At 36.4% G+C, this 13,010-nt stretch carries 6 protein-coding genes; 2 read left to right on the top strand and 4 right to left on the bottom strand.

Annotated features, from left to right (window positions below; all coding sequences use genetic code 11):
* The first annotated feature begins 231 nt into the window (after positions 1–231).
* Both JMY01_RS08070 and JMY01_RS08065 read left to right on the top strand, forming a co-directional pair.
* Positions 232–1,014 carry a glycosyltransferase gene (locus tag JMY01_RS08070; protein WP_201575077.1) on the top strand — a complete coding sequence of 261 codons (783 nt, stop codon included), beginning with the start codon at positions 232–234 and terminating at the stop codon, positions 1,012–1,014.
* Positions 1,015–1,065: 51 nt separating this feature from the next.
* Entirely contained in the window at positions 1,066–2,394 is a 1,329-nt protein-coding gene (locus JMY01_RS08065; RefSeq protein WP_201575076.1) for an LssY C-terminal domain-containing protein, read from the top strand.
* 697 nt (positions 2,395–3,091) lie between these two features.
* Here the strand turns inward: JMY01_RS08065 and JMY01_RS08060 are convergent.
* From JMY01_RS08060 to JMY01_RS08045, 4 genes are all read right to left on the bottom strand, one after another.
* Positions 3,092–6,616, bottom strand: coding sequence for an AAA domain-containing protein (locus tag JMY01_RS08060; RefSeq protein WP_201575075.1), 3,525 nt, complete (start codon positions 6,614–6,616; stop codon positions 3,092–3,094).
* Between the two features lie 230 nt (positions 6,617–6,846).
* The gene (locus JMY01_RS08055) at positions 6,847–7,431 is read right to left on the bottom strand and encodes a hypothetical protein (protein ID WP_201575074.1); all 585 of its coding nucleotides are present in this window, start codon (positions 7,429–7,431) and stop codon (positions 6,847–6,849) included.
* Between the two features lie 14 nt (positions 7,432–7,445).
* Positions 7,446–10,517 (bottom strand): tyrosine-type recombinase/integrase, encoded by a 3,072-nt coding sequence (locus tag JMY01_RS08050; protein ID WP_201575073.1) that lies wholly within the window; start codon positions 10,515–10,517, stop codon positions 7,446–7,448.
* On the bottom strand, positions 10,514–13,009 hold the full coding sequence (locus JMY01_RS08045; RefSeq protein WP_201575072.1) for a hypothetical protein: 2,496 nt from the start codon (positions 13,007–13,009) through the stop codon (positions 10,514–10,516). Before JMY01_RS08045 ends, JMY01_RS08050 begins: the two co-directional genes overlap by 4 nt.
* Between the last annotated feature and the right edge of the window lies 1 nt (position 13,010).

Genomic DNA, 13,010 nt, shown 5'->3' with positions numbered 1-13,010 from the left:
CAGAAAACCTTTTTATATTAAGCGCATAAAACACTTAACAAAAATAATAATAATTAGAAAATAATAATAATAATGCTTTCTCCACAGGAAGTCAGTCTAACAGCTGACTTCTTTTTTTTGACATAAAAATTATAAGTTTATTGAGTCATTCAGAAATCATTCAGAAACCCTTGCTAAACTTTAAAAATCAACATGCACTTCACAGTTTTATCTAGCCAAGGAATACACAAAATGAATATCGCAACCGCAGGCAATCCTTTTAGTATCGTTATTATTACCCTTAATGAATCTGAGCGAATCGAAAATCTATTATCTGATATTGCTAAGCAAACTTATCAAAACTTTGAAGTTATCGTTGTCGATTCAGACAGTAATGACAATACAAGAGATTTAGCAAAAGCGTTTGCCGATCGTATTCCAAACTTGACCATTCACAATATGCACACCAAAGGCGTCAGCTTAGGGCGTAACACAGGGGTGAAGCTTGCCAAACATGAACGACTGTTATTTTTAGATGCCGATGTTCGTCTTGAGCCAGACTTTTTAGCCAAAGCAGAGACACATCTAAGTGCCAATGGTATTGAAGTAGCAGGTGTGTATATGAGTGCTAAAGACTTGCCACTACATTATAAGATTGCGTATATCGGATTTAATGCGGGCATGTATTTAACTCAATTTGGATTTCCCACAGCAGTAGGGGCTTGTATTTTATCAACCAAACGAGCACATCAACAATTGGGTGGATTTGACCAAGAGATTCAGCTTTGTGAAGACTGCGATTATGTCAAACGAGCGTCTAAGACATGGCGGTTTCGATTTATCCCTGTGGCTTTCTCTTTTGACCCAAGACGACTTAAACAAGATGGATTTTTTAGCACTGGATTAAAATATTTGCATGCAAACGTTCGTAGATTCTTCTTTGGAGAACTCAAGAACAATGAAATTGAATATAAATTTGGTCACTATGAAGCTGATTCAAAACCGCTAGAAAATAAACGCATTATTAGCTCTTAAGCACAAACCATCAGCATAATTTTTAGACACAATCTTTAGGCAAAAATCATCATGTCTATATTTATTTTACTTTTGGGTGCTTTTTTCGATGCAGTTATTGGCATTAACCTGTTTGTACACGGTGAGCCTTTTTTACTCACTGCGGGTTATCAGCTATTCCATGGTTCATGGCTTGGTGTATTAGCGGTAGCAATGGGCGGTTTTATTGGTGACCAAACCAGCTTTTTTATTGGTCGTAAAATGGGTACTAACGCTCAACGTTGGCTTATTAATTGGCAACCAAAAACCAAACGTCCCATTGCCCGATTTCGTCTACTAATGCGAACAAAGGGTAATTTCTTGCTTATGTTCGCGCGCTTACTAGGACCCGTCGCATGGGTTGTGCCTTTTTTAGCAGGTAGTCAACAAATCAAATGGCAAAGATTTAGCTTTTTTTCAAGCATAGGTTTGATCTTAGGTGTCGGACTTTGGGTATTTTGGGGATACCTCTTAGCCTCAGGTATCGATATCAGCTTGCTTCTATTTCCTAATGTGAGTATATGGCTGGCGGAATTTAATATATTTTTAATAGAGCATCAAAGTGCGTTGATAATATTATTATTGGTATTTTTAGTGATGCTAAGCCGTAGATTTTGGTCTATACCTTATTATAAAACGTCGATAATAATAGTTTTATTAGGGGGCATTGGCTGGCAAAATTACAACCATTTTTTTGATAAAAGTGATGATTTTATTAATACTTCGTCGTTGGTGTCTCAGCCATTGCATACAAAAATCACTGATTTAGAGGTATCACAACAATCATCAAAACCGCTATTGAATAATAGATTGAATGATAATTTAAAAACGTATGCGGGTCAGTCATACGGATATGAAGCACAAGGCATAAATATTGTGTTTAATGGCGATAATCCAAAAGGTTTAATGCAAACCATAGGCTGGATAGAGAATAAGACCTTTTCTCGTAACGAGCTTGAAATTAGTGACTATTGGCAGTTGCTGAAAAATAAAACACCACCTGTTTCTGATTTGTTTTGGCAAGGTCAGCCACAAAATTATGCCTATCAAAAGGCAGGAACGTTAAGTAAACGAGTACATATCCGCTGGTGGTATGCAGGAATAAATCCTGACAATGATAAAAAGCAGTGGCTAGGTGCGATTAGCTATGATGATGGATTAGCAGTGACTTTCCACAAAGGTATCCCAACATTATTGCATAAGGTGGATGCGGATATAGATAGTCAAAGAGATAGCTTTGCTAAGGAGGTCTCTCAACATGCCAGCAATTTTAACACTCAGTTATTGACTATAGGGCAACCTGTTGTTGAGGATGGTCTACACGATTATTTTTCAGATGGTAAAGTGTTGTTGGTTTTGTAGAGATCCTCTTATCATTAAGTCTGTGAATGCGGTAACGATTATCTGATATTTTGGTTGCTTCAATATCACTTAAGTCAAATCGGATACCAAGGTAACGAGTTGATGGGTTCGGGTCAAAAAAACCCATACCTTGTTTAAAAAATTTATGAGTGGGTTGCGCATTCTCTTGTTTAGCTACTCCCTTATTTTTTATTATGAGATGTACACTAACTTGCTAATTTAACTTGTGGCAATTGAACTGCTATTATCACTGTTTATAGTATGAAAGCTACCTAGAGCATTCCTAGACACTCTAGCAATATGTTTTACATCTGGCAATCCGCTCCTGTCTTTTTCGAATTTGGTCACAAAATGGTCACCCCAGCCTATAAATAGTGTCACCGAGGGTTTGGTCACCGTAGTTTTTCTTAATGCATTATTAGAAGAACTTAATAATTTTTCATTGTTTAAACTTTCAGTAACACCCGCGACGTGACAGGCTAGAACTACCATATTTCGTTAAGTTACTTTAATCTACGTTAACCTATAAGTCTTTGTATGATAAGGCCTGTAGGGGTTATTTCCTTAAGACGTTTAGCGTACTTTAAAGTGCTTTGGTTAAGCTATAAACTATATAATGGTCACTTATAATGTATAATATTTATACTTTATGTCGGTTTATAAGTATAAAAATTATACAATAATATTGTGATAGGGCCTAGTGGTTGATACTATGACTGCGCTCCTTAAGTAGCTTTTTGACTGATTCTATGCGCGGTCTAATACTTTCACCTACCAGTAAAATAGAAGCTTCATAGCGGCTAAAATGATTGCTTTTATCTCTCACCGCTGACAGCCAATTAAATGACCCCTCTACTAGTACCATTCCTTTGTCTGTTTCAAACATCATTGATTTTGAGTGAATACCGTCAATCACTTTAATACTCACACCAATGTTTTGTAAAATCGATATAGCTTCTTTAGAGTTTTTTCTGCGCGTCTTTGTGTTATCGATATCCAACTTAGCATCGCAATACACAATAACCACGACGCCTCTACTAACAGCGTTTTTCAGTTCTAGTTTTAGATGATCTGATAACGCGTTGTCTGATAAAAAAGGAGATACAATGACTAACTCATTGATTGTTCTTTTACAAGCTTCAATAAGTATTTCATCGTGACGATCAAGCTGATTAATGTGCTCTTTAATAAGATTAGTATAAACTTTAGAAGGTTTTCCTTCTCCAACGAGGTCATAGACGAAACTGTTATCAATCTGTGCATCCTGATTGTTTAATAACCATTTTCCCAGGTTTCCTAGCGGCGTACGCGGCAATATCGCAAGCGTTTCCATATTGCCAAATAGTACAAAGTAGTCTCTTGCACGTGAGACGGCTACATTAAGCAAGTTATATTGGCTATTTATAAAACTTACACTGTCATTTGGACTAGCAACTAAAGAAAATAGTATAAGCGGTCTTTCAGCACCTTGAAGCGCATGCGCTGTGCCCACGGTTATTTTTTGGTAAGTCGACTTATACTGACTTAATGCTTCTTTTATCTCTAAAGTCTGCGGTTTAAATGGTGTCACTACAGCTACTATGTCATGGATATCCTTGCCATATTCTTTCTCTAAAACCTTGCTATTGGTATTAATCCAAGCAGCTATTGCTAATGCCTCTAAAGCATTAATACGACTTTTTCCACGGTGCTCACTGGCATAATCAATATGAACATAGCCTTTATTACCTAAAATAAACTCAAGGTTAACATCTGGCTTTTTACCACGCATAGGTTCAAGCTGACCACTATAAACATAGTCATTACAATAAGATATGATCTGATCGACACAACGTCTATGCTCAGTCAATAGCAAACCATTAATTAAATCTTTGCTGTCAGTACTATTTGTAGGATTATCTTCGTAAATATTGGCATATTGAGCCATTTTCATGAGTGAGCCGCAGCTACCAAGTTTTCCTTGAGACTCGTGTATATTAAGTTGGTTCTCGCTTACATCGTCAAGATCTTCACATACGTATAAGCCATAGTTCACAGTATCCATAGGCTTACTGACAGAATATATAGGTTCTATTTGTTTGGTATCACCAACTACTAGCGCAGTTTTAGCCAAAGAAAACGTAGGTAATGCGATATCAGGCGCAACTTGTCCTGACTCATCAACTATCAAATAATCATACAATTCATCATAAGAGCGCTCTTCTTTACCGTTAAAATATCGACTGTACTTTGGCGCGGAATAGAACGTAGATATAAATATTGGCGTGAGACAGGCATAACGTTGCAGTTTTGCTTTGTATGTTTGAAGTCCATACTCGGCATTAGACTTATCAGTAATTTTAGCCAGTTTCGATATATAATCAGCTTCTCGATAATGCAGAGCTAGCCAAAATGCTTCATAGCGATAGGAGATGTCCAATCTAATATTAATATCTTCTTGGGCGCTCAGGTTCCTATACTCTTCGCCAGTCTTATCATAGAGCGTATTTAGTTTAGATTGATAAGTACGATTCCAGTCTATAACTAAATGATGCCAGTCTTGCTCAAGCTTATCGATACCTTCTTTGAGAGCAATCTTTGATGTCAAATCATCTTTTTGCACCAGTAGCTTCTCATGGTTTTTGATCAGTAAGTTATCTATATGCTCTATAATATGATGGTGATTACTCCAGTCAGTCACCTTGAGTGCTGAAATATCCACTTTTGAGATAATAAGCTTAAATTGACTGGCCCGTCTGTGCTTTAAAAATGGTAAAAAACGAAATAATTTGGCGAGGAAAGGTTGCGAGTCATAAGTTTGATATAGAGCCTCTTTACTTTGTTCCCAAGTTTTCGTGTTGTTAGCCAGCTCGCTATAGTGTTGACGTGATTGAGTAATGGCATTATGCAGTGCATTAACACTCTCAAAACCCGAATAGTGCAGTATTTGCTCAATGTTACTGAAATTTGACACAGTATCTAAAGCTGAGACAATCTGCTGTTGACGTTTGAGAATTTCAGACTTTAATAACGTTTTTGCATGGACAACCGAACGGATGGCTGTGCCTAAATAATCTTGTGCATTTTTGAGAAATGATGCTTCAAGTTCATCTGCCGAGCGCTCTTCATAGTCCCCAAAGAAGCCTACTGTTTTGTTCCTATCACCTAAAGCATACATCAAATACTCTTTAGACTTTTTAGATGACATGTACAGACCAAGCGAAGAGATATCTGGTAACCAGCGATTGGTAAGAAGGTCATCATCGTCAGGAAGCGCGAATCCTGATAGTATGTTGGTAATGGCTTGATTGTTGGTTGAGCTTGCCATGATCAACGGAGGCGGTTTGTCATCTATAACATGCTGTACGGTTAGATTAGCGACGATAGACTGTAATAGCGTTGTTTTGCCTGTACCAGGTGGACCATTAACAGCGATTATTTCGCCTTTAGCATGAGCATTAAAGGCACACATGCTAACTCTCTGTGATTGTGATAACGGGAATTGCCCACTAAACTGTCCAATGTGGTTTTTATCATTCAATACTTTTTGCGGTTTAGGATATAGCTGTTTAGACACTGGTTTATCATTGATGATATTTGATAATAATTTTAAGGTATCAGTAGCGCTATCTTCTGTGAGCAGATGCTTATAGAGTGTAAACACATTGTTAGCCATACCACGTTTTGGCGCAACTTCTACACATAAATGACACCTCTCAAGACTGTTAAACTCAACAAAAGTCTTTCCTGTAATTTTACGAAATAGCGCTTCGCACTCTTTCCAATGACTCTCAATACAGTTGCTATCAAATTTAAACGATGCTAAAGCATTATCGACGGTAGCTATATCCGACAGGGCAGTATAGTTTTTGGGGTTTGGAGATAGGTAGTCACGAACAAAGAACGGCTTTGAGTTTGGTTTATTACCAGAATTTACAAATAGCTTTCCGTCTCTATCCATTTTGACGATAATCCAAAATAGCTCTACGGACTTATCTTCAGTATATTGATCTTCTACGACTATTTTTGATTGTGCAGGACAAAGCGCAACCTCTATGCTAGTGTCGTCCTGCCTTGCCTGTGCTTGACGCCATAGCTTGTCAGCAAGAGACTTGTCTAACTCCTTGATACAGTGAAAGCTATCTCGTATAAGCGGGTCATTAATAATTTCAATAGGTTTAATTTCAGCGTATTTTAAAGTTTTATACCAATAAGTTAGCCAACGATTATTAGGTGATTGCATATATTTCAGGAGCTCTAATTTAAAATGGATCAAGTAAGTAATATTATACTTATTATCTGGAGTAACGCACTTTGCTGTTAATGAGCAGCCGTGCCAGTACGGGTTATTTTGATGGCATATATGGGTTTTAATATCTCAGTAATCTTTACAGGTTTGATTGTTGATCATTATGGCGCTACTAGCGCATTTTACATTTTTGAGTTATTCCTAGTATTTAGTAGTATAAAGCTCTAATCACTATTGCTCTTTTTGTTAACAGAAGGCTTACGCTGCTTGCTGATCGTATCACGCTCCGTATCTAGCAGGTTTGCAAAATCAATCTGGCGTAAATAATTTTTACCGCGATCGAATAACGCGCTCCAAATATCACTTTTATACTCTTTGCTAAGCATTCGCAGTTGAGGCTCAATCGCCCCAGGCTTTCTTAAGGATAAAACTGAGATAGATCTAATGAAGTCCAGATAAATAAAGTCTATAACATCTTGCTCAAATGCAGCCCTGCTACTTTTTTTAGGTTGACTATAGCTGTGGAACAACGTGTTATTAGCATTAATGCTATTGATATCAAATATAGGATTAAAACAGCCACCTATTACACGATAAGTATTTGTCCCTGATCCTTGGCTAATCATTGATATATTATTGATTGGCAGTCCTCTATGAGGCTGGAGCCTAGCAGTCACATCGGCTAAAAAGTCCTGTTGACCGCCAAACACATAGGCCTCATTAATAAGTGTATATAGACTCTGAGCTAGAGGATGGAATTTAATAACTGTTTTGCTATTTGGAATTATGGTTTTAGAAGCCAAGTTCATTATTTTTTCCTAAATCATTGAGGCTGATTATCCGGTATAAGATCACCAATGATAATAAATACATAATGACAGAATACTTGCAGCGTTCTTACCGTCCATCCGCTGATAGGCAGATCAGACTCGGATCTATTTTCAATCCGTTCCTGTTCTGTTTGGCTAACCAGTGATAAATCAACACGTATCCTTTTCTGGTATTCTACACCTATATTTTGAGTGCTACTCTTCTTTATAAAATCTAATTGAGATTTCGGAAAACTCTCAATTATTGAACGCCATCGTTTAACTTCAGCGCTATCTGCTTGTTCGTAATTATAAATTTTTAAGCGTATGTCTTTTTTATATATTAGGTTTAAAATAATTTTTAGATAGCTCTTTAATATATCGGAGTCGTTGAAGTTAATATAGTTTTTATGATATTGAGAGTTTTTGAGCGTATACAACACAAACTGATGAATGAAATATTTATCATCTACCTTGTATAAGTCTCGAAATTTACTAGTCATTTTTTTCATTAAGTCTCTATCCTCGGCAAACCTATCTAGAGTTGGCAAGAGATGATCACTGTTTTCGGACGTAAACAACCTGGGTTTATTATGAATGGTTTGAAAATCAGCATGATTTCTAAGGTGCTGAGCATTATTCAACCAACTATCAAAAACATGCTGCTCTATCTCAAAAATATCTATTAACTCAGTATGCGTATAGTCCCCTTCTTGCGTGTAAGCATTTAAAACTTGACGCACGTCGTCAAACGCATATTTCTTACGTTTTTTATGCTTTACGCTTATTGTTTCTGCAAAGTTGTTTTTAATTTTAGGCTTTTTGAGCGGCTTGAGCTTTATTTTCTTAATGAAATAATCGTTCAAAGCAATCGGGTTGTTTTTCAGTTCATTTTTTCTACGCCTAGGCACACCCAACATCTCACAGTGCTCAGGTTGTAGCATGAAGTCTGTGTGATAAAGAAGTAGTCCTAGCTCAATATATATCAAATGTACGTAAGAAGAAAAAGTAGTGCTGGGGCTTGCATGACCCGCTATGCCAGCTAATGCATATATCTTCTTATACTGTATCGATGTTTCAATATAGTTCAGTAATGCACATGCTTTATCTTCATCGTAGGGCAATAAGTTTTTTAGTCTCTGCAAGCTGTCATGTTCAAAATCATCGAAACAATAGCTTTTATCATATAAAAATGACATGAGCTGAAAATTGGTCAGGCAGCTGTGCCTCAAATGATGGGTCGTTAAGTACGTAAGACCAGTGGTACCTTTGATCAAGTCTGTTAAAATACGTGACATATCACCTGACGAATATGGTCTACCAGCTTGACTGGCTATAAGAGTATCTCCTGTACTTTGATATCGCCTGATTACTACTCTTTTAAGCAGTAACATATCTGAGTCAGTCAATAGCTGATTTAATAGTACTCGCCGTAGCGCAGAGCTGCTTTTGTTATTTCCATATTTATTATCACGCACTTCTAGATAAGCTAATGACTGGGCGACATCTCTTAGCCTTATTTTAACTATTTCGCCTATTCTAAGCCCGCAGCGTTGACCTAATATCAATGAGAGCTGTATAGCCTCTGACTCATCTTTAGTTACCTCAAGGTTTTGAGCGTTAATTAGGACAGCTTGAAACATTATCTCTGATATATAGCCTGTTTTATGATGGGCTCGAGTTGCAGAAGATAATGGTGCAATAGGTTCAATATTAAAACTGTTAACCATATAACGATGAATATCATCAATATGAGCAGCTATGGTGTTCTTAGCTTTATCAGTTTTACCAAGTTCAATCAATTCATTATAGATACCCTCAAAGTCTTCCGTAGAGCAGTCGTAAAAATCTACGTTTTCAGTTACAGCTAGCCAGCGATAAGTGATCATATTGCTATAAGTTTGAATACTACTAACTTGACAGCTGTCAGTTTTAGACAGTAGCCATCCTACAATAGATAACTCATTCAAGGGTGCACTATCGGACAATAAACTTTGATGAAGTTGCTTTAAATCGGATATAAAAGTTGATTTTGAGACTTTTTGACCTTTCTTTCTTTTAAATAATTTTGCGATTTCTATAGCTATGGAGTGATTAGGTTTTTTGATTTTGTTCACACTAACGTTTAATGTATGGGACTTTAAGTCATACTGCATGCCAGTGTGATGACTGATGTTATAAATAATAGATTGCCAATTATCTCTTGGAAGACTGTATGTATGCTCCTCACCAGTAATCAGATACCAAGTATGCTCAGGTATATCTATACCAAGGTAGTCCTCTAATACGTAGATTGAACCCTTTAAAAATTTGCTCAAACCCATGTCTAACGGAGCATGGCTAGTTGAACGCTGCATTCGCAGGCTAGTGTGTAGGTCATTGACTTTAATGTCATTCGTTTTTCGAGCAGATTTTGGTTGCTGCTGATATAGGTCGATTAATCGCACAGATAATGGTGATAAAAAGACTTGAGCTTGATGTACCGCTTTTGAGTCTATAATAGTATTTGTATGATACGTCGTATCGTCAACTATGATACTGATTGAAGGCAAACCAAAAACAGATTCTATATTTAATGAACCATCAATAACGCTATTTAAAATGGTCTGTAATACTGGTGCTTTTAGTACTGCGCTATGAAAAACTATTGACAACATCAGATCTTCTAATACAAGTTGTTTTTTATTAGTTAAATCATCCATCCAGTTGATATAAAATCTAAGTATTTTTTGTCCGTCTATAAACCATGACTCAGTACGAAAACTCTTTGGTCGATCAGAGACCACAATATATTTTGGAAAGCCTACATTGATGTCATGATCTTCAATATAATCTTGGCAATAACGGATAGCTTCATTATATCCGTGGACATAGCTGCGATAGTTACGAAAACTTTTATGCTTTTTTAATTCATTGTCAAACTTCTCCCACATAATATTAAAAACTTCTTGCTTATCTTCTGATTGTGCAACCAAATCAAAATCAACGTGCTTTTTAACCAAACGTTGCGCTCGTTTGTTGCTTTTTTCTAAATTTACACTTCTATTTTTCTCTCTTTTTTCAATACAAGATGCACGCTGATTCACTTTCTTCTCTCCAGTGTCATCGTCTTAAAACCAATATTCTTAAGCACTTCATCCAAGTACACCGAAAATCGTCTCAATTCGCTACGTTTAAGGCCACTATATCGATGATAGAAATCAAAACCAAGAGCATCAGCATGTCCCATCCATGCGCCAATAATATCGTGACCAAAACTATCTTCTGAATATTCCTGTATGGAATACAAGCCCTCTTCAATGGATTGAAATGATCGGATAAAATGCCGATGCCAATTCATAGGTAGGTTGATGTGTTTAGATAATCGTTCATGAAGGTAATTCTTGTTGAGGGTAACTTCAGCAATCTTATTGGTCTTCTGATCAAAATTAAGATATACGATCAAACCGATGTGACTTTTAAGAATGCTTTGGTAAATACCACCAAGCGGATTATCTAGTCTGCATAGAATGCTGGCGTTCTTCTGCAAAAAGTGAACATACTCTTGAATTTGTTCATTTGCCGTATCTGGTAGATAAATGAACCGTCCCTGCGTATCTTGATGGTTTTCTTTATCACTGATAAAAAACTTTTTTGTCATCGTATCGATATGACTGAGCCTACCAAATGGTTCACTAACGGGACGATAACCACTCGATATTGATAACATGATATATAAATAGTCAGTAAACGTATTATGCATCTCAACCATTGATTCAAAGTCATCAAGACGTCTCTCATCAATTCGCTTTCGTAATCTATCACGCAGTATAGATACGACATCCTTCAAACGTATTTCATTAATAGCTAAAGCACTGCCTGTTTGTTTTTCCCAATATCCAGTTAACTTATCTTCTAGCAATGTGAAAAACTGACATGCATATCTACCATAAGAACGATCATCATCAAGCATATTATTTAAGTGTTCAATAAATTCATGCTGGCAACTATATAGATCGTATTGACTGACATTGAAGTAAGGGAGGGCTGATTGATGATTGATAGGCTGTTCAGTTATGACATCTATCAAAGCAGTATCACGTCCTTTTTGAGTTAAAAAGTGAGAAATATAATTTTTAACCTTGTTTATTGTAAGTCTAGTTTTATGCTCTTTATTGATGGTTTTAAGCTGATCATTTGCTTGCTGTTTAATTTGTTCAAAAAACTTTGGACTTATATCGCTTGCAATGCAGTAATGCAATTCACCCACAATTTTAGGAAAAAAAAGCGTAAGACTCTCACTGTTATCAGCACACAGGCTAGTATCCCAGCTATCTTGAATGACACTTCGTGTCGGTGCGAATCCTAAAGAATACTTATAAGACTGATAGCTTAATTTAAGGTTTTCAGAGATGAATATATTAGGCAGCCCTGATAATAAAAGCATTAGCAAATAGAGCGCTGCTTGATGATTGATATCAAACTCAATGTTTATACTATCTTGATCATATATATCGTTTAACCTTTCTAACTTCAATTTTAGTAACGTAGTCATTAGGTTGTTAACCAAGAGTTTGATGTCATCTGGATGTGCATTGTTCACATCGGTCGCTTGACTCATAGTGCGCTGATGACGACTATTTGTTTGCTGCTCTGCTCGCACTCTATCTAAATAATAATTAGTAGGCTGTGTAATAGACACCTGCGCAAATGACTGCTCTTCATCATCTTGACGCTCTTCTGACTCAAAAGCGCTAGTATCATCAACTACTTCTGTGACTAAAATTAAATCACTAGTCATATTTCCTGTGATGTCATCTACAGATTTCGAACCGACGATAAGCTTCTCAGCTTGTTTGACGTTACGTGTAATACCAGATTGATTTTTAAAGCTATTTTCAATCGGTAAAATAAACTCGTAAATGTAGCTTAATAATTTTTCACTTACTTCATCTTGTTGTGTTGACTGAACTCCACCTTCCTCAGTATGTTGAATTTTTTCAACAAAATCTTTTAAAGCATTAGGATCTGCATTTTCCCAGAAATCGTAAAGGTCATTACCTTTTACTTGCTCAAGTGTCTGCCGTAATTGTTGTAACCCCTTAATCTGTAGGATATCTGGCAAAAAAGGTGCTAAAAAGCTTCTAACTTTGGTTGTCAGATAACGGCATTCGTTTAAGGTTGTTTTAATACGGCTCTCATAGTCTGTTAACTCAACCATTTTCAGGCAAAGTAGAAAGTAAACTGAGCGATATGCATTAATTTTAGAGCAAGAAGCACGGCTTGCTAGAAACGCAATAACGTAGCGTTCACCAACTTCTTGTACAAACGATTTATCTTGAATCCCGTTATAGTAAATCGGACTGTTTTTAGGATCTATCAAATCTGAATTAGAAGGTTGTTTTTCAATCCAAGCACATAAATACTGACGCTCTTCAACAAGCTCTGTCTTGTAATGAGAAGGCATAATATTTAATAAGAAAATCAGTTCAACAAGTAGACTTTCGATTTCGTGATTGTAACTTAGTTCTAAAATATTTAAATTTAGCCACTTTTCAATATTATTGCTCTGTTTTGAGTTATTATCTTCATCAGCCATT

This window comes from Psychrobacter sp. H8-1, from assembly GCF_904846575.1.
In the GTDB taxonomy this organism is placed as follows: Bacteria; Pseudomonadota; Gammaproteobacteria; order Pseudomonadales; family Moraxellaceae; genus Psychrobacter; species Psychrobacter fulvigenes.
The sequence above is the reverse complement of the archived record's forward strand: the minus strand, read 5'-3'. Positions and strand labels throughout refer to the sequence as shown.